The organism is Phenylobacterium zucineum HLK1 (assembly GCF_000017265.1).
Lineage (GTDB): Bacteria > Pseudomonadota > Alphaproteobacteria > Caulobacterales > Caulobacteraceae > Phenylobacterium > Phenylobacterium zucineum.
The window spans coordinates 2,942,194-2,961,952 of record NC_011144.1; the positions used below are offsets into that span (position 1 = coordinate 2,942,194).

Annotated in this window: 20 protein-coding genes and 1 tRNA gene; 8 read left to right on the top strand and 13 right to left on the bottom strand. The window is 69.2% G+C overall.

The window, feature by feature from the left end:
- Positions 1–2 precede the first annotated feature (2 nt).
- The gene (locus tag PHZ_RS14155; RefSeq protein WP_041374242.1) at positions 3–1,010 is read right to left on the bottom strand and encodes an NAD(P)H-dependent flavin oxidoreductase; all 1,008 of its coding nucleotides are present in this window, start codon (positions 1,008–1,010) and stop codon (positions 3–5) included.
- Between the two features lie 180 nt (positions 1,011–1,190).
- On the opposite strand from PHZ_RS14155, the gene PHZ_RS14160 reads away from it, so the two are divergent.
- Positions 1,191–1,907 carry a FadR/GntR family transcriptional regulator gene (locus PHZ_RS14160; RefSeq protein ID WP_049758264.1) on the top strand — a complete coding sequence of 239 codons (717 nt, stop codon included), beginning with the start codon at positions 1,191–1,193 and terminating at the stop codon, positions 1,905–1,907.
- 40 nt (positions 1,908–1,947) lie between these two features.
- Here the strand turns inward: PHZ_RS14160 and PHZ_RS14165 are convergent, their stop codons facing one another.
- Both PHZ_RS14165 and PHZ_RS14170 read right to left on the bottom strand, forming a co-directional pair.
- Positions 1,948–3,336, bottom strand: a complete 1,389-nt coding sequence (locus PHZ_RS14165) for an MFS transporter (RefSeq protein WP_012523110.1) — start codon at positions 3,334–3,336, stop codon at positions 1,948–1,950.
- Between the two features lie 58 nt (positions 3,337–3,394).
- Positions 3,395–4,174, bottom strand: a complete 780-nt coding sequence (locus tag PHZ_RS14170; RefSeq protein ID WP_012523111.1) for an enoyl-CoA hydratase/isomerase family protein — start codon at positions 4,172–4,174, stop codon at positions 3,395–3,397.
- Between the two features lie 99 nt (positions 4,175–4,273).
- On the opposite strand from PHZ_RS14170, the gene PHZ_RS14175 reads away from it, so the two are divergent.
- Positions 4,274–5,884 carry a DHA2 family efflux MFS transporter permease subunit gene (locus PHZ_RS14175; RefSeq protein ID WP_148216875.1) on the top strand — a complete coding sequence of 537 codons (1,611 nt, stop codon included), beginning with the start codon at positions 4,274–4,276 and terminating at the stop codon, positions 5,882–5,884.
- A gap of 42 nt (positions 5,885–5,926) precedes the next feature.
- On the opposite strand, the gene PHZ_RS14180 is transcribed toward PHZ_RS14175, so the two are convergent.
- From PHZ_RS14180 to PHZ_RS14190, 3 genes are all read right to left on the bottom strand, one after another.
- Positions 5,927–6,616 (bottom strand): hypothetical protein, encoded by a 690-nt coding sequence (locus PHZ_RS14180; protein WP_012523113.1) that lies wholly within the window; start codon positions 6,614–6,616, stop codon positions 5,927–5,929.
- Between the two features lie 170 nt (positions 6,617–6,786).
- Positions 6,787–8,628: an acyclic terpene utilization AtuA family protein gene (locus PHZ_RS14185; RefSeq protein WP_041373557.1), complete on the bottom strand. Its 1,842-nt coding sequence runs from the start codon at positions 8,626–8,628 to the stop codon at positions 6,787–6,789.
- Positions 8,629–8,740: 112 nt separating this feature from the next.
- A tRNA-Ile gene (locus PHZ_RS14190) sits at positions 8,741–8,816 on the bottom strand.
- A gap of 99 nt (positions 8,817–8,915) precedes the next feature.
- On the opposite strand from PHZ_RS14190, the gene PHZ_RS14195 reads away from it, so the two are divergent.
- Positions 8,916–9,662: an SIMPL domain-containing protein gene (locus PHZ_RS14195; protein ID WP_041373558.1), complete on the top strand. Its 747-nt coding sequence runs from the start codon at positions 8,916–8,918 to the stop codon at positions 9,660–9,662.
- Here PHZ_RS14195 and PHZ_RS14200 read toward each other — a convergent pair.
- On the bottom strand, positions 9,652–10,152 hold the full coding sequence (locus PHZ_RS14200) for a hypothetical protein (RefSeq protein WP_049758266.1): 501 nt from the start codon (positions 10,150–10,152) through the stop codon (positions 9,652–9,654). The genes PHZ_RS14195 and PHZ_RS14200 overlap by 11 nt on opposite strands.
- On the bottom strand, positions 10,124–10,480 hold the full coding sequence (gene panD / locus PHZ_RS14205) for an aspartate 1-decarboxylase (RefSeq protein WP_012523116.1): 357 nt from the start codon (positions 10,478–10,480) through the stop codon (positions 10,124–10,126). The genes PHZ_RS14200 and panD overlap by 29 nt, the downstream gene beginning before the upstream one ends.
- Positions 10,481–10,791: 311 nt before the next feature.
- Here panD and PHZ_RS14210 point away from each other — a divergent pair, with 311 nt between their 5' ends.
- Positions 10,792–11,340 carry a YbhB/YbcL family Raf kinase inhibitor-like protein gene (locus PHZ_RS14210; RefSeq protein ID WP_012523117.1) on the top strand — a complete coding sequence of 183 codons (549 nt, stop codon included), beginning with the start codon at positions 10,792–10,794 and terminating at the stop codon, positions 11,338–11,340.
- A gap of 71 nt (positions 11,341–11,411) precedes the next feature.
- Positions 11,412–12,659, top strand: coding sequence for a serine hydrolase domain-containing protein (locus PHZ_RS14215; RefSeq protein WP_012523118.1), 1,248 nt, complete (start codon positions 11,412–11,414; stop codon positions 12,657–12,659).
- A 23-nt stretch (positions 12,660–12,682) separates the two neighbouring features.
- Here the strand turns inward: PHZ_RS14215 and PHZ_RS14220 are convergent, their stop codons facing one another.
- Positions 12,683–13,033 carry a hypothetical protein gene (locus PHZ_RS14220; protein WP_041373559.1) on the bottom strand — a complete coding sequence of 117 codons (351 nt, stop codon included), beginning with the start codon at positions 13,031–13,033 and terminating at the stop codon, positions 12,683–12,685.
- Between the two features lie 118 nt (positions 13,034–13,151).
- On the opposite strand from PHZ_RS14220, the gene PHZ_RS14225 reads away from it, so the two are divergent.
- Together PHZ_RS14225 and PHZ_RS14230 are read left to right on the top strand one after the other, a co-directional pair.
- A complete protein-coding gene (locus PHZ_RS14225; protein WP_041373560.1) occupies positions 13,152–13,373 on the top strand; it encodes a flagellar basal body rod C-terminal domain-containing protein in 222 nt (73 codons plus the stop codon).
- 94 nt (positions 13,374–13,467) lie between these two features.
- Positions 13,468–13,932: a cytochrome c gene (locus PHZ_RS14230; RefSeq protein ID WP_148216876.1), complete on the top strand. Its 465-nt coding sequence runs from the start codon at positions 13,468–13,470 to the stop codon at positions 13,930–13,932.
- 57 nt (positions 13,933–13,989) lie between these two features.
- Here the strand turns inward: PHZ_RS14230 and PHZ_RS14235 are convergent, their stop codons facing one another.
- Together PHZ_RS14235 and PHZ_RS14240 are read right to left on the bottom strand one after the other, a co-directional pair.
- Positions 13,990–14,439 (bottom strand): DUF6152 family protein, encoded by a 450-nt coding sequence (locus tag PHZ_RS14235; protein ID WP_049758268.1) that lies wholly within the window; start codon positions 14,437–14,439, stop codon positions 13,990–13,992.
- Between the two features lie 59 nt (positions 14,440–14,498).
- On the bottom strand, positions 14,499–15,371 hold the full coding sequence (locus PHZ_RS14240) for a hypothetical protein (protein WP_012523119.1): 873 nt from the start codon (positions 15,369–15,371) through the stop codon (positions 14,499–14,501).
- Positions 15,372–15,505: 134 nt separating this feature from the next.
- Between PHZ_RS14240 and PHZ_RS14245 the strand changes: the two genes are divergently transcribed.
- Positions 15,506–16,126 (top strand): TIGR02466 family protein, encoded by a 621-nt coding sequence (locus tag PHZ_RS14245; RefSeq protein ID WP_012523120.1) that lies wholly within the window; start codon positions 15,506–15,508, stop codon positions 16,124–16,126.
- Here the strand turns inward: PHZ_RS14245 and PHZ_RS14250 are convergent.
- Both PHZ_RS14250 and rpoD read right to left on the bottom strand, forming a co-directional pair.
- On the bottom strand, positions 16,123–17,775 hold the full coding sequence (locus tag PHZ_RS14250) for a M28 family metallopeptidase (protein WP_012523121.1): 1,653 nt from the start codon (positions 17,773–17,775) through the stop codon (positions 16,123–16,125). The genes PHZ_RS14245 and PHZ_RS14250 overlap by 4 nt on opposite strands.
- A gap of 62 nt (positions 17,776–17,837) precedes the next feature.
- Positions 17,838–19,754 carry an RNA polymerase sigma factor RpoD gene (rpoD, locus tag PHZ_RS14255; protein WP_012523122.1) on the bottom strand — a complete coding sequence of 639 codons (1,917 nt, stop codon included), beginning with the start codon at positions 19,752–19,754 and terminating at the stop codon, positions 17,838–17,840.
- Between the last annotated feature and the right edge of the window lie 5 nt (positions 19,755–19,759).

Genomic DNA, 19,759 nt, shown 5'->3' on the forward strand with positions numbered 1-19,759 from the left:
GCTCAGGCGCGCGGGGCGCTCAGCGCCTCGTCGGCCAGGCGGGCGGCCTCCGCCATGTCGGGGGTCTCGCAGGCCGCGACGTATTCGCGCCGCAGCCGCAGCACCAGTTCGGAGACGGTCGGGATGTCCTCGATGAGGTCGATGCCCTGCCCTGCGCTCCACAGGGTCTTCCACGGCCTGACCCCTTCAGGAAGATGGTCGTGCCTCATGCCGCGCCCCTCCGGGATCGGCAGGTTTTCGGGATCGAGCCCGTTCCGCCGGATGGATTCCACCAGCCAGTTGGCCGGCACCCCGGCGATCGCGCCCGTGTAGATCAGGTCCTGGGAACGCTCGCTGACCAGCATCTGCTTGTAGGCGTCCGGCGCGTCGGATTCGCGCGTGGCGATGAAGCGGGTGCCCATGTAGGCGAGGTCCGCGCCCAGGATTTCGGCGGCGCGGATGGCGGCCCCTGTCGAGACCGCGCCCGCCATCACGATCACGCCGTCGAAGATCGCCCGCACCTGGGGGATCAGGGCCAGATGGCTGATCGTGCCGGAATGGCCGCCGCCGCCCGCTCCGATGCAGGTCAGTCCGTCGGCGCCGGCCGCGATGGCCTTCTCGGCGAACCGCAGGCTCGTGATGTCGTGGAAAACTCGGCCGCCCCAATCGTGCACGTGCTTGACCAGTTCGGTCGGGTCGCCGCTGGCGCTGATGATGATCTCGACCCCGTGGCGACGACACACCGCGAGGCAGGCCTTCAGCTCGTCCACCGGCAGTCGAACCGAGAGGTTGACCGCGATGGGGCCAATCCTGCGCTGAGGTTCAGCGGCGCGATACGCATCCAGGTCGGCTCGGATCTGCGCCAGCCACTGGTCGAACCGCTCCAGGTCCGCTGCGTTCTGCCGCGGCAGCCCCCCGACCACACCCGCCTTGCAGGCTTCGCGCACCAGCGCGGGGCCGGTCACCAGGAACATCGGCGCGCAGATGACCGGCAGCGTGAGGCGTGAACGGATCGATGAATCGAGCGCCACGGAACCCTCCATTTATATAACTGATTTATCCATATCGTCCTCAGGCCGCCTCGACAACACGTCGGATCACTTGTCTGACTCAGCTGCCTCAATCTAAGGTAAGGCCGAACCTGGGGGTCAAGAACGCAAGTGTCTGAAAGTCTTCTCGGCGGTCACGTCCGCATCCCAAAGACCGCGGAGGTGCTCGCCAGCCGGATACGGAAGCGGATCATCAACGGGGAACTCAAGGCCGGGGACAAGCTCCCCCCCGAGGCGAACCTCATCACCGAGTTCGAGGTCTCCCGACCCACCATCCGGGAGGCGATCCGCATCCTTGAGTCGGAGGGGTTGATCAGCGTCTCCCGCGGCGCCCGCGGCGGCGCCCGGGTCAACGCCGCCTCCACCGAGCTGGTCACCCGCGCCGCCGGTCTCGCCCTGCAAGCGCGGAACGCGACCTTGAAGGACATCTACGAGGCGCGCGCGCTCATCGAACCGCCCGCCGCGCGCCTGGCAGCCGAGCGGAGAAGCAAGCAGGCGTCCGCAGCCCTCCGCGCCCACATCGCCGTCGAGTGGGCCGCCGGGGAGGACGACGTGCTCCGGGCGAAGGCCGTCGCCGAGTTCCACCGCATCCTCCTGGAGGAATGCGGCAACGTCGCCTTGGGCATGGTCGGCACCGCCCTGCAAGCCGTAGTTGAGCAACACATGGAACTGGCCTACCGGCGTGACCGCAGCCGGCAGAGGCAGAACACCTTGAAGCTCATCCAAGTGGGTCTGCGTTCACATGAGAAGCTGGCGGACCTGATCGAGCAGGGCGATGGCCCCGGCGCCGAGGCCCACTGGGTCGACCACATGGCCAAGGCGGGCTCGTTCTGGGTCGGCGCCGTCGGAAAGGCCACAGTCCTAGACGTTCTCGAGTAGGACCGGCGGGCGCCGCGGCGCCCCCGCACCCCCTTCTGGGTCAATGCCTCCCGGACGTTGCGGGCGCCGCATCGCTGCTCCAGACGATCTCCGCCTCCTGGCGCGCCTCCACCTTGAGCACCGCCTCCCGCAGGGGGCGGAGCGAATAGCGCAGCAGCGCCAGAGCGAGCGGAATGGCCGAGCAAAGAACGATCGCCATGGAGTAGCCCACCATGGCGTCGTCGCGGAACACGAAGTCGGTCAGGCTCGCCACGAGGACGGGCCCAGTGGATCCGCCCACCACCGTCAGGCAGAAGAGGAACACGGCCGTCATCTGACCGCGCAGATGACCCGGCACGATCAGCTGAACTGCGGCGGAAAGAAAGACGATGGTCGGCAGCGCCACCACTTGGATGACGCCGTAGCAGGCCATGAACAGCAGCGGATCGGGAATGAAGAAGGTCACGACCGCGATGGGCGCCGTGCCCATCAGAAGCCAGGTGTAGAAGCGCACGTAGGCGTCCTTGCCGCCCCGCGTATAGAGCCAGTCGACGATGGCCCCCTTGAAGACGAGCGTAAGCGCGGCGGCGAGGCTGACGGCTCCGAGGATTGGTCCGTACTGGGCGGGCCCCCATTCGAACCGTCGCGCGATGTAGGTTGGCGCCCATGAGGCCAGGGCGAACGAACAGACCGCCATGAGCGAGAAGCCGAGGAGCATCGGCGCCAGCACCCTTTTCTCCGCATTGAGGAAGCTCAGGATGTTGTGCGCCTTCTCGCCGTCGGCGAGCTTTGGGATAGCGGTCCTCGGCGGTTCGCTGAAGGTGAACACCAGCAGACTCAGCAGCATCACCGGCACGCCGACCATCAGGAACACCATGCGCCAGGGCTCCATCGCCCCCAGGCCTGGGACCTGCAGCTCCATTCCGGCCGCCAGCCCCATGGCAAGACCGCCGAGCGTCAGCGCGCTGGCGGTGCCGACCTTGGCGGCGGTGTTGTAGACCGCGCTGGCGGTGCCGAAGAGGTTTCTCGGGAACTTGTCCGCCATGAGCGAGTAGGCGGCGGGCGAGAGGGAAGCCTCGCCGATGCCGATGAACATGCGGGCGAGGAACAGGCCCACGAAGGAGCCCGCCAGGCCCGAGGCCGCGGTGGCGAGACCGAAGACCGCGACACCGATGAAGACGACCCATCGGCGCGGAAACCGGTCGGCGACCCAGCCGAGGGGCAGGCCGCAGATCGAATAGACGATAGCGAACGCCGGGCCGAGGATGATCCCCATCTCGAAGTCGCTAAGGCCGAGGCTCTGCTTGATCTCCGGCACCATGATCGTGATCACGTACCGGTCGATGAACGAGAACGTGTAGAGGCCGAACAGAACCGCCAGCATCCACCAGGCCTCTGGGGACGCCTTTGTCTCGCCGCTCTTCCCCTGCGCCGCCGTACCTGCCGTCATCTGCCGTTTCCTCACCGGCTCGCTGCGATGCGAGCGCTTATGTTCTTGAGCTCTGAATTCAGTTTGCCGGGCCGGAGCCCGAGCCCAGCCTGCGAGTCGTGGCGCCAAGCCTCGCCTCCCGATCGGCGATCGGCAGCTTGACCGTAGCCTCGAAGGTCAGCCCGGCCTCCAGCCCCTCGTTCTGGGCCTTGTCGTAGAGCACCTTGTAGGCGGCGATGGAGCCGGCGCTGTTCTCCGTCACGGCGCTCACCAGGTCGTCGATCCGGCGATCGAGCGCCTCGGCCGGCACGGCGTCCAGGATGAGCCCCAGTTCCACCGCCTGGGCCGCAGACACGCGCCGGGCGGTGAAGGACATCTCCTTCGCGCGCATCAGGCCGATGCGGCGCGGAAGGCGCTGGCTGAGGCCCCATCCGGCCCGGAAGCCCAGCTTCGCGTGGGTGTCGGCGAAGACCGCGTCCTGCGCGGCGACGATGAAATCGCACCCCAGCGCCACTTCCAGCCCGCCGGTGAAGCAGTGTCCCGTCACCCGCGCGATCGTCACCTGCGGCATGGTCTCCAATTGCCGGATCAGGTCCCGCGCCTGTTCCGAGAAGAGGCGGGCGACCTCCGGCGTGTAATCCGGCGACGAGACGGCCTTGAGGTCCACACCGGCCGAGAACGATCGCCCCTCGGCCGCCAGGACGAGCACGCCGGCGTCCGACTGGGCGACGGAGCTGACGCAGCGCTGCGCCTCCGCGATCAACGTCGGCGAGAGCGCATTGAGCTCGGCCGGCCGGAGGAAGGTCAGGGTCGCACGGGCGCCGTCTCGCTGAAGTCTGACTTGGGTCAACTCCGGCATGGGTCGCTCCTCCAGTCGACGGCCAATGGCGCCGTCACCAAGAAATAGTTCGATCAGTTAGATAATGGAAGGCATGATCGCAGCCTGACTGTGAACCGCATGAACGCCACCACCCCGACCCCGCCCGACGTTCCGCATGGGGACGTGACGGTCGCCCGGCCGCCGCGAAAGCCAGACGGCGCGGTCGACTACCTTCGGCTCTACATCGGCTTCGGGGCCATGGTTCTTGGCCAGTTCATGGCGCTGCTGGACGTGCAGATCGTCGCCGCGTCGCTGCCCCACATCCAGACTGGCATTGACGCCTCCGCCGACCAGATCAGCTGGATTCAGACGACCTACCTCGTGGCCGAGGTGATCGGCATTCCGCTGTCGGGTTACCTTTCCCGACTGTACGGCACCCAGAAGCTGTATCTTCTCGCCTGCGCCGCCTTCATCGCCATGAGCGTCCTCGCCGGCTTGTCCACCAGCCTCGAGGTGATGCTCTTCGCACGCGCGCTTCAGGGTTTCGCTGGCGGCCTCCTGATCCCGACCGTCTATGCCATCGCCTTCACGGCGTTCCCGGAGAAGGATCGAGGAACGGCCAACATCCTGATGGGCATGATGCTCAGCCTGTCGCCGACGCTGGGTCCGACGCTGGGCGGCTACGTGACCGAGTGGCTGTCCTGGCGGTGGGTCTTCCTGATCAACGTCTTCCCCGGGGCGCTCGTGCTGGTCTGCGTGGCCCGATACGGTTCGTTCGACAGCGGCGACAGCCGCCTCGCGAAGGGATTCGACTGGTCCGGCCTCGTGCTGATGGCCGCCTTCCTCGTGAGCATCCAGTACGTGGTGGAGGAAGGCCCCAAGGACGGCTGGTTCGAGGACGACCTGATCCTGTGGCTCACGGTCCTCGCCGGCCTCACGGGGGCGGCCTTCCTCTGGCGGCAGCTCAGTTGCGTCCAGCCGATCCTGGAACTGAGGGCCTTCCGCGATCGCAACTTCGCCATCGGCGTCGTCCTCACGGCCGTCTCGGGCGCGGGATTGTTCGGCTCGACGTTCCTGCTGCCGCTCTTCCTGGCGCGCGTTCAGGACTTCTCCCCCGTCCAGATCGGGCTGACGATGGTCGTGTCGGGCGCCACCATGTTCCTGGCGGGTCCCTTGCTGCGCGCGTTCGTCCTCACGCGAGTGGATCCCCGTTTCGCGATCGTCGCCGGCTTCGGCCTGTCCGCCATGGGCCTCTGGCTCGGACGGAATGTGACGGAGGATTGGGGATTCAACGAATTCGCGCTGCTGCAGTTCTGGCGCAGCCTGGGCGTGATCATGGCCATCGTGGGCGTCCAGGGCGTGACGCTCGCCACCCTTTCCCCACGGCTCGTGAAGAGCGGGTCCAGCCTGGTCAACCTCTCCCGGATGATCGGCGGCTCCATCGGCCTGGCGATGCTTTCCTCGACCCTGGCGTACCAGACGGCGCTGCACGCGAGCGACCTCGCGGCGGCCATTCCGGTAGGGTCCGCTCGCGCGGAAACGGCCCTCGCCGTCCTGACCGGGCGCCTTGAAGCGGCCGGCAGCCACGCGCCGGCCGAGGGAGCGCTTGCGCTCCTCGGCGCCGCGCTCGGCCGCGAAGCGACGATCCTGGCCTTCGGTGACGCCTTCGCTCTGCTCGCGCTGGTGACCGCCGCGGCGGCCTGCCTGGGCCTGCTGGTCACCGCCAAGTCGAGGAACACCGGCCTGTAGCCGACGGTGGGGAGCCCATCCCACCCTTCATTCAGGGCCGTCTCAAAGCACTGTGTCGGCCGCGGCGCACATCACCGCGGAGCCGTCGGCGGCGCAGGCCTGCAGCCGGGCGCGGAGGCCCTCAGCAGCGAACGCGAGGGTCAACGGTTCGTCCTCGTAGGCTGGCTGCAGCAAGCGGAACGAGAAGCGCCTGACCTGTGAGGCTGGCTGTTCCCGGTGCAGAAGTTCCAGGAGCAGGAGCGCCACGAGACGTGTGGGCGCCCATCGGCGCACCTCCGGCGCCCCGGCCCAGTCACGGTCGAAGTATCTGGGGTCGACGTCGTAGGTAACGGCCGCAAAGCGCATCACCTCGTCGCTGGTGATCACGCGCGCGCAACTCGCCGCCGCAGACAGGCCTCCGGCGGGCTTGCCCGACCGGGGCGCGCCCCAGCGCTCCGTTTCTGTCGCGACCTGCGCTTCCCCGACGCGCCACACGTGCCGCATCTTCACCTCGCCCGCGGAATCCGAACAGCGCTCGGTCTGCTTGGTGAGGGCCGCAAAGAGCTCGATCGGTCGCTGGAGGCTCACCTCGCCGCCGATCAACACGCTCCCGGCAGGCCTGGAATCCCCGAGGCAGTAGAGCCAGTGCCAAAGCGGCGGCAGTGTCAGCATGGGGACGGTGCGGGGACGCCGAAGTATCTCCGCCAGCCGCTGTACGGGCGCCGGCGCCACGATGTCCGCCTGCTCGATCATCCGGCCCGTGGCTCCGCCTCACCAGCGCTTGCGTCTGGCGCGGACAAGGCCGCCAAGCAAGCGGTGCAATTTATCTATATCTTATATACTTATTTCAACCGGAAAGCCTCAGTGTTGAGGGCGAATGCGACGAGCGCGGGGATGAGCGGCGGAGGCCGCTGATCGGACCGTCAGCGGACGAGCGCCGCTGGCAGGTCGATCTCCATGTCGAGCAGCTGCTGCGCCTTGCCCTTGGCCAGGGCGTCGAGCCGCAGACTGGAGAACTGCCCTCCGCCCAGCGCCTGGATGCAGTGGAAGTTCAGGGCGTGGAGTCCCGGGACTTCGTAGCGGATGACCTGCGGGCTCGGCGCGCCTTCGAACTCGTGGGCGAAATAGGCCTTCACGGCGGACGGGCTCAGCGCGCGCCGGATCCAGGGCAGCAGCTCGGGCCTGCGGGCGATGATCGCCACGTTGAAGGCGTCGCCCTTGTCGCCCGATCGGCCCCAGGCCACGTCGGCGAGCGGCCGTCTGACCAGGTCGCCGGCCGGCGCCGGGTCGGGCGGCGCCACCGGCCGCTCGACGGCCTCCGCCGAGAACGGCGGGTTGGGCGCGCGGACGTCCACCTCGAACGTCGCATCGCCCAGCGAGACCTTGGCCCGGACCTCCTCCCGCGGCAGCAGGAAGGAGAAGACCCGCGCCACCGGGCTGATGGTCGGCGCGCCGCCGAACCAGCCGGTCGAGCCGACGCTCATCGAGGTGGTGGGCGAGGCGAACTCCCGCATCATCAGCCCCAGGGCCTCGGCGCTTTCGTGTTCGACCCCGACGCGGGCCACGACCTCGCGCACGCCGCGGGCCTCGGGGCGGGCGTTGGCGCCGTAGGTCGCTTCCGCGCCCAGCACCTCGATCCGGCGGGCCCGCAGCGGCGGGTGGTTGCGGTCCCGGAGCATCTCGCCGACGCGCTCGATGACGGCCTCGGCCTGGCGCTGCGCCTTGCGGGCGGCGTCCCGGCCGACCACCGGCATGGCGCCGATGAAGCGATAGCCGTCGCCCCAGGTCAGGCAGACCTTGTACTGCCCGCTGGGCGGATATCCGCGCGCGCCGGAGACCTTCACCCGCTGCTCGCCCACAGCCTCCACCTTCACGTGGGCGAAGTCGCACACGGCGTCGGGCAGGGCATAGCCCTGCGGGTCCCCCACCTCGTAGAGGATCTGCTCGGCCACGGCGGCGGGCGAGACCAGGCCGCCGGTGCCGGCCGGCTTCGTGACGACGAAGGTCCCGTCCGCCGTGCATTCGATCACCGGATAGCCGATGTGCGCCCAGTCCTCGACCTCTTCCCAGTCGGTGAACAGGCCCCCGGTCGCCTGGGCGCCGCATTCGATCACGTGGCCGGCCAGGGAGCCCGCCGCCAGCAGGTCGTAGTCGTCCTCGCCCCAGCCGAACTCGTGCATCAGGGCGCCCAGGGTGAGCGCGCTGTCCACCACACGGCCCGTGATGACCATGTCGGCCCCGGCGGCTAGCGCTTCGGCGATCGGCTTGCCCCCGAGGTAGGCGTTGGCGCTGAAAACCGAGGCCGGGTCGGGGAACGGCGCCCCCGTGTACATCTCGGTGTACATCTCGGTGTACATCTCGGTGTGCATCTCGGCCGGGCCGCGAGAGCTCAGCTCGCCGAGCCGATCCATCAGGTCGTCACCCTCGACGATGGCGATCTTGAAGGAGAGGCCGGCCGCCGCCGCCAGCTCCTGCATGCGCTCGCGGCAGGCGCGGGGGTTCAGGCCTCCCGCGTTGGTGATGATCTTCACCCCCGAGGCCTTGAGTTCCTGGAGATTGTCCTTCCAGACCCACTCGGTGAAGTCGCGGGCGAACCCCTGGTCGGGCCTTGCCGCCTTCAGCTGGCCCAAGGCCGACATGGTGGCCTCGGCCAGATAGTCGAGGATCATGTAGTCCAGCGGGCCGCCCCGCAGCAGCTGGGGCGCGGCGACCGACGAATCCCCCAGGAAGCCGCCGGCCCCGCCGATCCTCACCACCTTCGCCATCGCAATCCTCCGCCGTGTTTCCGGCAGGGTAGAGGACCTCCCGCAGAGGCGCCCAAGTCTCGAGAGTCCATATGCGCCGGCCGCGCCGCAGGCCGTCCTCCGGGTAGGTCGCTGGTGGGCCCGGCAGGACTCGAACCTGCAACCAGACCGTTATGAGCGGCCGGCTCTAACCATTGAGCTACAGGCCCCAGCAGCGGTTCCGCGCGTTACCACGGGCTGCACGGGGCTTAAAGCTTGCGTTCAGGTCCAGCTTGCGAGTTTCAAGCCCAGCTTCGAAGGAGACCTCGATGAAGACCCTGATGCGCGCCTCGGCCCTGGCCCTCGTCCTGGCGGCCGGAGCCGCGGCGCCCGCCGCGTTCGCCCAGGCCCCGCCCCCCGCCGCCGACACCATGTTCCGGGCCACCACCCTGAACCTTTCGGCCTACGGCGAGACCAAGGTGGAGCCCGACAAGGCGACGATCACCCTGGGCGTCATGACCCAGGCGCAGACCGCCGCCGAGGCCATGCGGCTGAACGCCCAGAAGATGGACGGCGTGGTCGCCGCCCTGCGCCGGGGCGGCATCGAGGCCAAGGACATCCAGACCAGCGCGCTCAATCTCAACGCGCAGTACCGCTACGAGGAGAACCGCGAGCCGATCCTGGTGGGCTACCAGGCCTCGAACCTCGTCACCGTCACCGTGCGCGACCTGAAGCGGCTGGGGCAGGCGGTGGACGCCACGGTGAACGCCGGCGCCAACCAGGTGCACGGGATCAGCTTCGGCCTCGAGGATCGCACGGCGGCCGAGAATGCGGCCCGCGAGGAGGCGGTCCGCAAGCTGGCGGACAAGGCCGGGCTCTACGCCAAGGCCACGGGGCACCGGATCTCGCGGCTGGTCTCGCTGAGCGAGGGCGCGGCCTCGTACCCGGTCCCGCCGCCGATGCCGATGATAGAATTTGCGGCCGCCCGCGTCTCGAAGGACGCCGGCACCTCGGTTTCGCCCGGCGAGCTGACGGTGCGGGTGGACGTGACCGGCCTCTACGAGCTCACTCGCTAGCCGGGGCAAGCCCCGCGCGGCGGAAGGCGCCTTCCAGCCGGTCGGCCATCATCCGGCCTGGGAAGGCGCGGTCGCCCTCCATGACGGCGGCGTAGACCAGGTCCTTGCCGGGCACGGCCGCCGCCGCCCAGCCGACGCCGCGCGAGCGGTCCGGCAGGGTGTCGCAGCTGAGGTAGCGGGGCTGGCCGTCGCGGGCCACGGCGTCCAAGAGGTCGCCGACGCTCATCGCCCCAGGACCCTCGCAGTCCGGGTATTCCTTCGCGCAGGCCGTGGCGGTGTTGTAGCGGTACAGCGTCCGGCCGCCGCCCTTGGGCCCGATCAGCACGCAGGTGTTGGGATCGCCGATCGAGCGCGAGATCTCGGCGTCGAGACGGTCCTTGGCGACGCCAGGAGGCGCGTCCGGCGCGCAGCCGGCGAGGCCGCCCGCCAGGCCTGCGGCCAGGCCCGCGGCGATGAGGCGCTTAGGCCGCCTTCTTGATCTCGTTCCCATCGTCCAGCAGCACCACCGTCGGAGCATAGTTGCGGGCCTCTTCGGCCGGCAGCATGCCATAGGTGACGACGATCACCTTGTCGCCCTTCTGAACGAGCCGGGCGGCGGCGCCGTTCACGCCGATGACCTTGGAGCCGCGGGGCGCCTCGATGGCGTAGGTGGTGAAGCGGGCGCCGGTGGTGATGTTCAGCACGTCGACCTGCTCGTGCGGCAGGATGCCGGACGCGTCCAGCAGGTCGCGGTCGATGGCGATGGAGCCCTCGTAGTCCAGGTCGGCCTGGGTGACCGTGGCCCGGTGCAGCTTCGCCTTCATCAGAGTGACCAGCATGGCGGAGACGTCCTCGTGATACGCTTCAGGCGCGGGGGGCGACACGCACAAAAGGCCAGGGCCCGCTTGGAGGCGATGCGCATATACGCATGAAGCCTTCGCCATTCAATGCCGCAATGCAGCGAGGCTCACGCACGGTCAGGGGAGCGCGCGAGCCCTTGCGCGGCAAGGAGTCGCAAGTTTCCGCAGGGTCTGGGCCCGGCTCGTGCGGGTGCGATGCAGCACGCCGGATGGCTGGGGGCGAGGCCGCCGCGCGCAACCCATCCCCCGCCGCCCCGGTTCTATTCCTGCCCCCCAGCAGGAGACCGGCCATGAGCGAGCCCGAACGTCATTCCGGCGAGTCCATCACCATCATGCGCGTGGACCCGATCTACGACACCGGGGTCCTGGTGACTTGCCCGGTGCAGGAGGCGGACGGGCGCCTGCCCGACCGCCACTCGGCCTACCACGACAACATCTCCCCGCCCCTGCAGTGGTCGAACGTCCCGGACGTGAAGGCCTGGGCGCTCGTGGTCGAGGATCCGGACGCCCCGCGCGAGGAGCCGTTCGTGCACTGGATGCTGTGGAACGTCCGCGGCGACATCCACTCGATCCCCGAGGGCCTCGGCAACAATCCGCAGCTCGTCTCGCCCCAGGGCGCGATCCAGGGGAAGAACGACATGGGCGGCTACGGCTGGTTCGGGCCGCGCCCGCCGGCGGGCCACGGCGTGCACCGCTACTACTTCCAGGTCTTCGCCCTGAACGACTGGATCGAGATGGGGCCCGACACGCCGCTCAACGAGCTGCTCAACGCGCTGAAGGCGCGCACCCTCGCCAAGGGCGAGATGATGGCCACCTACGAGGCGCCCACCGAGCAGTAGCCCGCCCGCCTTGACGGACCCGGCGTCAGTCGGGCGCTATGGCGCCTGAACGGCGATCAGGGAGGTCCGGCATGGACGGCGCGCAGGTATCGGGCGGTCTCGACCGCGAAGCTCTGGCGCAGGTTCCGGGAGCCCTGCAGGGCTTCGTGGACCAGGGCGCGCTGTCGGGGATCGTCTCCCTGGTGTGGCGCCGCGGCGAGGTCGAGCAGGTCAACGCCCTGGGCTGGCGCGACGTCGCGGCCAAGGCGCCGATGCAGCGGGACACGCTGTTCCGCATCGCCTCGATGACCAAGCCGGTCACCTCGCTGGCGGCCCTCATGCTGATCGAGGAGGGCAAGCTCAAGCTGGACGATCCGGTCACCCGCTGGATCCCCGAGCTGTCCGACATGCAGGTCTTGACGGACCCCACCGGCCCGGTGGACGACACCTCGCCGGCGCCGCGGGACATCACGGTCGAGGACCTGATGACCCACCGCTCGGGCCTGGCCTACGCCTTCACCTCCCAGGGGCCGATCGCCCAGGCGCACGAGGACGTCCTCGGCCCGCCGCTAGGCCACCAGGTCACGCCCGACGAGTGGCTGGAGCGGCTGGGAACCCTGCCCCTCACCTACGCGCCGGGCCGGCGCTTCCACTACAGCCACGCGACCGAGGTGCTGGGTTTCCTCGTGGGCCGGGTCGAGGGCAAGCGGCTGGGCGAGGTGCTGAAGCAGCGCATCTTCGATCCCCTCGGCATGTCCGACACCGACTTCTGGGCCCCGGCCGAGAAGGCGGACCGGATGGCCAGGCTCTACCAGGCGCCGCCCGAGGGCGGTCCGCTGAAGGACGTCTCCTGGCCCGAGCCGCCCCGGCGCCTGCCGTTCGAAGCGGGCGGCGGCGGCCTGATCTCCACCGCCGACGACTACCTGAAGTTCGCCCGCCTGATGCTGGGCCGCGGCGAGGTGGACGGGGTGCGGCTGGTGCGGCCCGAGACCGTCGACCTGATGACCGCCAACCGGCTGACGGAGGAGCAGCGCACGCACGACTTCCTCGGCATGCCGTTCTGGATGAGCCAGGGCTTCGGCCTGGGCGTGTCGATGATCCTCGACGCCGACAAGCACCAGTGGATGGGCGCCGGCGCCGAGGGCGCGTTCGGCTGGCCCGGCGCCTTCGGCACCTGGTGGCAGGCCGATCCGGCCGAGGACATGATCCTGATCTACCTGATCCAGGACTCCATGCCTCTGGGGCCCGAAGCGGTCACGGCGATGCAGGGCCAGCGCCCGAACGGCCGCGTCGCCCTGCCCGTCTTCCAGAAGATGGTCTACGGCGCGCTGCGCAAGTAGCGGCGCGCCACCTCGACGTTCGCCTAGGGCTTCCGGGGGGCGGCGCAGATCGGCCGCCCTTCGAACAGGTCGCCCTTGAGGCTGCCGTCGCGAGAGGCCTTCCGGCGCACGCGCTCGAGCGCACCGCTCTCGGGCGGCGGGGTCTGGCCGGCGGCGCAGATCGGGACCTCCACCCGCATCCCGCCGGCCGGGCACCAGCAGATGTCCTCGCGCCTGTCCAGGCGGCTGGGCGGGGTCTTGCAGACCGTGGGCTCCAGGCTCCCGCTCACCCCGATGCACTGGATGGTCCAGGTGGGCGGGTTCTCGTTAATCGGCTGGGCGGCGGCCGCGCCGGCGCACAGCGCCAGCAGACCGGCAAAGATGGGCGCGCGCATGGGACGTCTCCTTCGGCGGCTCCCATCATACGCCGGTAGAGGCCGTTCGGCTGCAGCGGGCGGCCGTTCACCCTGTTTTTCAGCGCGGCCTTAAGGGTGAGCGGTGTAGCGACAGGCCATGGACGCCTTCGCCATCGCCCGCGGCGGGCTGGCCGCCGCCGAACGCCGCTTCGAGACGGCCGCCTCGCGCGTGGCGCGCTCGACCGCCGACGAGGATGTCGACCTTGGTCGCGAGATGGTCGAGATGATCCAGGCCAAGCACCACTTCTCAGCCAATCTGAAGGTCATCCAGTTCGCCGACGAGATGTACCGGTCGCTTCTCGAAATTCAGGTACGCTGAAGCCGCTCCGGCGGTGGACCCAAGCGCCGCCGTGACGCAGAATGACCCCGAAGGCGCGGCCTCCGATCGCGCCGCCTTCCGGGGGGATTTTCCGATGCGCCGCCTGATGCCGCTCGCCGCCGCGGCCCTTCTGCTGGGCTCGTGCCAGCAGAAGGCCGAACAGCCCGCTTTCACCGGCCTCGACATGCAGGAGCTGATGATCCACGTGGTCGATCCGGCCGCCTTCGCGTTCTGGCGCGGGTCGGGCTGGGAGATCACCGAGGCGGGCGAGCGCGATCTGTCGCCCACCACCGAGGAGGAGTGGAAGGTCGTCGAGGACGGCGCCGCCACCGTCGCCGAGGCGGGCAACCTGCTGATGCTGCCCGGCCGCCCGCGCGAACCAGCCGCCGAGTGGAACCGCTACGCCAAGCTGCTGACAGAGCGGGCGCTGGAGGCGAAGGCGGCGGCCGAGCGCAAGGACAAGCAGGCGGTTTTCGACACCGGCGGGCGCCTCTACGAGGCCTGCGTCGCCTGCCACGACAAGTTCGTCATCGTTCCCGAGGAAGACCAGCTGAAGTAGCCACGAAAAAGGGGAGCCGCGAGGCTCCCCTTCCAGAATACGAACTCGGGTTCCGCCTTAGCGGTCAGTGGGGTCCGAGCCGTCCTTCGGCGCGCCGGTGCCGGACGAGCCCATGAAGACCTTGCGGCCGTCGGCGAAGGTCACGTCCCGGCCGTTGGCCTTGCAGGCCGGCTTGCAGAGCTTGTCCTTCGACTGGTAGCCGCGGACGACGATCTCGGTGCCGGGCTTCAGCGAATTGCGGTCGATGCCGGCCCGCAGCAGGGTGTTGGGCGTGCCGCCTTCCACCATCCACGGAGTGGCCTTCCCGTCGGCGCCGACGGCGTTCATGTGCACCCAGGCGTGCGGGTTGATCCACTCGACGCGGGTCACCTTCCCGCGCAGCAGGACCGGGGCCTTGCCGTCGAACTCGGCGGCGAAGGCGTGGTGGGCCACGGCCGCGCCGCCGGCGATCGCCCCGCCGAGCGCCACGCCCGCCGCTGCGCCAATGATCCAGTGCTTCCTATTCATCATGCGCCTCCAACGCCGGATGTTCTTGTCTGTTCTGCTCTTCCCGTGGGCCGGCGCCGCTACTTCAGCGGCTCCTTGCGCAGGTGGCCGTACATCAGCTCCTCGACGAACTCGACGCACTTGAACTGCTGCAGCTGCGCATCCTCGCCGACCCGCTTGTAGAGGTTCATGCTCATCTTCCACGGGCGGGTGAAGGTGTTCGGATCGGTGATCGTCGCCTCGTAGCGCATGGTCATCGGACCGGTGGGCGTCCAGCGCTCCTCGACCACCATGTCGGCCGAGTGGTGGTTGCCGGCGCGATCGAACCAGGTGCGGTCGTTCTGGCCGGTCACGGTGACCACCAGGGTGTCGCCATCCCACTTGGCCACCGACTGGCCCATCCAGGAGTCCACCGGCGGCGGGCCCGGATCGTCGAACAGCAGGTTCCGCACCGCGCCCGCGTACTCGTAGGCGATCATCATCGACTTGTCGGACTGGAAGATCTGGAACGGCAGGTGCATGTAGTTGGCCCGCGGCACGCCCGGAAGGTAGCACTTCACCTCGGGATCGCGGTCCAGGTAGTTGGCGCGGTTCTCGTCGCGGACCTGCTTGGCCTCGGCCGTGTAGGGGATCTCGCCGCCTTCCACGACGCCCGCGCCGCCCGGCACCGCGCCCACGGCGCCCAGGGCCAGGACTTCCTTGGCCGGCAGCGGCCAGTAGGGGCCGGGCCGCAGCTGCAGCGCCGCGCGCGCGGCGTGGGGCTCGACGTCCCAGCCGGCGGTGTTCATCACCTGCCACACGCCGTTCAGGTCGGGTTGCTTGGTCCCGGCGAGGCGGGGGGCCTTGTAGGCGGCCGTCGCGGAGGCCTTGGCCTTGCCCTTGCCCTGCGCGAGAGCCGGGCCGCCGCCCACCATGAGGCCAGCCACAGCCAGCGCCGCCACAATCCTGATCATGCTCTCGTTTCCCCCAACGTTCCGTCCGTCCAGGCGGCGGAACTTTCTTTGCAGCACAGCCTAATCAACGTTCACCCAAAGCGCCAGCGCACGGCCCGCTTTGACAAACAGCCTCGCGGCGACTAGCGGGCGGCATGGCCCTGCGCACCCTCTTCGTCACCCCGATCTACGAAGCCAGCCTTACAACAGACCGGTTCTTCGAAAATTTCAATGCCGAGATTTTAGAGGCCTGCCGGATGCTGGAGGCCGAGGACTCGGCCGGCCGCGCCTGGTGCCGCGAGCACGGCTACGGCGGCTACACCTCGTACGCCTCGCTCAACGACCTGCCGCAGCGCGCCAGCGTGTTCGGCGACCTGAAGAGCCGGCTGGACCGGCACGCCAAGGCGTTCGCCCAGGCCCTGAGCTTCGACCTCGGCGGCGGGCGGCTGAAGCTGGACAGCCTGTGGGTCAACGTCCTGAAGCCGGGGGCGGCCCACACCGGCCACATCCACCCCCACAGCGTGATCTCGGGCACCTACTATGTGGAGACCCCGCCGGGGGCGAGCGCGTTGAAGATCGAGGATCCGCGCCTGCCGCTGATGATGGCGGCGCCGCCCCGCCGCCCCGACGCCCCGGAGGAGGCCCAGCCGTTCGTCTACCTGCAGCCCAGCCCCGGCACGGTCTACATGTGGGAAAGCTGGCTTCGGCACGAGGTCCCGGCGAACCGGGCCAGGACCCCGCGCGTCTCGGTCAGCTTCAACTACGGCTGGCGCTAGCGGTCGGCGACCGTCCGGTCCGTGGCGAAGCGGCCGGCGAAGAAGTCGCCCCGGTTCCAGGCCGGGCGCCGGTCGGCGTCTGCCAGCTCGCGGGCGATCTCGTAGTTGATCTTCGCGAACTTGGCGCCCGCGGCGTAGTCGATCGGCTGCGAGAGGTCATCGCAGGGCTTGTGGTAGCAGCCGGCCAGGAAGCCGCGGAACTTCTCCTCGCCGCCCTCGGCGAAGCCGGTCATCAGGAACACCGAGGGCACCCCCGCCTCGACGAAGCGGTAGTGGTCCGAACGGGTGAACAGGCCCTCGTCCGGGAGCGGGTCCGGCGACAGGGCCACGCCCACGCGGGCGGCCGCCCGCTGGACCGCCGGTCCGATCGCCGAGCGCTCGGCGCCGAACGCCACCAGGTCGCTGAAGTCGTAGGTCAGGATGGGCATGTCGAGGTTGACGTTGGCCACCATCGTCCCGACCCCGGGAGTCGGATTGCGGGCGAAGTACTCGGCGCCGACTAGCCCCTTCTCCTCGGCGGTCACCAGCAGGAACAGGACCGAACGTTTCGGCTTCTCGCCGCTCTCGACGAAGGCCCGGGCGACCTCGAAGGTCGTGGCGACGCCGCCGGCGTTGTCGAGCGCGCCGTTGTGCAGTCCGTCCTCGCCGTCCTTCGTCTCGCGCACGCCGACGTGGTCGAGGTGGGCGGACAGCACCACCGTCTCGGCCTTCAGGGCGGTGTCCGAACCCTCCAGCAGGGCCGCCACGTTGCGGCTCTGGGTCTCCTTCAGCTCGGTGCGGAACGCCGCCTCGGCCGAGGCCGGCAGGGCGAAGCGGGGCGTCACGCCCTTGGGCGCATCGGCGGCGGCGTAGATCGTCTCCAGCGGGACCTTGGCGCCGGCGAACAGCTTGGCCGCGCCCTTCACGCTCACGCTCGCCAGCAGCGGCGTCTCGGGTGCGACCACGAACGGGCCGCCGCCGGGCGCACGCCAGGTCATGGCCCAGGTCTTCCAGTTGCGCGCCGACTGGTCGAACGGCCGCATCTTCTCGCTGGTGGGCGTGTTGACCTCGATGAAGCCCACCGCGCCCCGCTTGGCCGCCTCGAGGCGCTTGGTGCGGCCGCTGCGGTAGTAGGCGCGCTCCTCCGACTGGAACGCCTTGGGCGCGCCGTCGAGAGCGACGACGATCTTCCCCTTCACGTCCAGGCCCTTGTAGTCGTCGCGGCCCTTCTCGGGGGCCACGACGCCGTAGCCGACGAACACCAGGGGCGCGGCGACCTTCGTCTCGGCGGCGGCGGGGTTGCGGGCGACGAGGTAGTCCTCGCCGTGGACCAGGGCCGTCGTCCCCGTGGGCCCCTTCACGACCAGCCGGCCCTCGTCCACCGCGCGGGCCGAGACCATCGGCACCGTCTGGAAGTACGAGCCGGCGTCGCCGGCCGGCTTCAGGCCCAGCAGCGCGAACTGGGCGGCGGCGTACTCGGCGGCGATGTCGTAGCCGCGGGTCCCCGCCTCGCGCCCCTCCAGGAGATCGCTGGCCAGGAAGCCCATGTGCGCCCGGATGCGCTCGGCCGAAGCCGCGCCGGAGACCGGCTGGGCGCTCACGCCAGAGGCCAGCGCAGAGGCCAGCGCGACGGCCACGGCCGGGACGGCCAACATCTTGAGCGGCTTCATGAAAAACTCCCCGGAACGCCTGTCCCGGGGAGTTCTAATGGATCGCGGCGTGCGCGCCAGTCCTAGCTGTCGAGGAAGCTGCGCAGCTTCCGCGAGCGGCTCGGGTGCTTCAGCTTGCGCAGCGCCTTGGCCTCGATCTGGCGGATTCGTTCGCGGGTGACCGAGAACTGCTGGCCGACTTCTTCCAGCGTGTGGTCGGTGTTCATGCCGATGCCGAAGCGCATCCGCAGCACGCGCTCCTCGCGCGGCGTCAGCGAGGCGAGCACGCGGGTGGTGGTCTCGCGCAGGTTCGACTGGATGGCCGCATCGATCGGCAGGACGGCGTTCTTGTCCTCGATGAAGTCGCCGAGGTGCGAATCCTCCTCGTCACCGATGGGGGTCTCGAGCGAGATCGGCTCCTTGGCGATCTTCAGGACCTTGCGCACCTTCTCCAGCGGCATGGCCAGCTTCTCGGCCAGCTCCTCCGGGGTCGGCTCGCGGCCGATCTCGTGCAGCATCTGGCGGCTGGTGCGGACGATCTTGTTGATCGTCTCGATCATGTGCACCGGGATGCGGATGGTCCGGGCCTGGTCTGCGATCGAGCGGGTGATCGCCTGCCGAATCCACCAGGTGGCGTAGGTCGAGAACTTGTAGCCGCGGCGGTACTCGAACTTGTCCACCGCCTTCATCAGGCCGATGTTGCCCTCCTGGATCAGGTCCAGGAACTGCAGGCCGCGGTTCGTGTATTTCTTGGCGATCGAGATCACGAGGCGCAGGTTGGCCTCGACCATCTCCTTCTTCGCCTGACGGGCCTCGCGCTCGCCCTTCTGCACCGTCTGGACGATGCGGCGGTAGTCGTCGATCGGCACGCCGGTTTCCTGCGCCAGCGCGGCGATCTCGTTGCGAATCTCGCCGATCTGGGAGGCGTCGTTCTCGGCGAACTTCGTCCAGCGCACGCCCAGCGGCTTGACCATGTCGGTCCAGTCCGGGCGCATCTCGTTGCCGAAGTAGGCCTTCAGGAACTCCTGGCGGCTGATGCCGTAGCTGTCGGCCAGGCGCAGCAGGCGGCCTTCCAGCACCATCAGGCGCTTGTTGATCGCATAGAGCTGCTCGACCAGCGCCTCGATGCGGTTGTTGTTCAGCTTCAGGGTCTTGAGGTGCTGGACGATGGCGCCCGTGGCGGCCTGGTAGGCCTTGCGGTCGCCTTCCGAGAGGTCCTCGCCCTTCAGCTTGGCGGCGACCAGCTTCTCCTGCAGCAGGCGGAAGCTCTCGAACTCGGCGGCGATCGCGTCGAGGGTCGCCATGACCCCTTCGCGCAGCTCGGCCTCCATGGCGCTGATGGTCGGGCCGGCGCCGTCGTCGAAGTCGTCGTCGCTCTCGCCTTCGCCCTCGGCGCCTTCGGCCTCGGGCTCCTCGGCTTCCGCCGCCTCGGCGGGCGCCTCGCCCTGGTTCTGGCCGCCGTAGGTCTGTTCGAGGTCGATCACCTCGCGCAGCAGGATGCGGCCGCCCTCCAGCTCCTCGCGCCACACCATGATGGCCTCGAAGGTCAGCGCGCTCTCGCACAGCCCGCGGATCATGGTGTCGCGGCCGGCCTCGATGCGCTTGGCGATCGCGATCTCGCCCTCGCGCGACAGAAGCTCGACCGAGCCCATCTCGCGCAGGTACATCCGCACCGGATCGTCCGTGCGGTCGTAGGCCGGCTCCTTCGTCGTCTCGACGACGGCGCTCTCCTCGCGGACCGCGACCTCGCCGCCTTCGGCGTCCTCTTCGGACTCCACGACGTTGACGCCCATTTCGTTGAGCATCGCCAGGGTGTCTTCGATGGCCTCCGAGGTGACCTCTTCCGAGGGCATCACCTTGTTCAGCTCGTCCATGGTGACGTAGCCGCGGGCCTTGGCCTGCTTGATGAACTTCTTGACCGCGGCGTCGGTCAGGTCGAGCAGCGGGCCGTCGCCTTGGGTGGTTTCGGGCGTTTCGGCTTCGGCTGTGTTCGAGCTCATCGAGT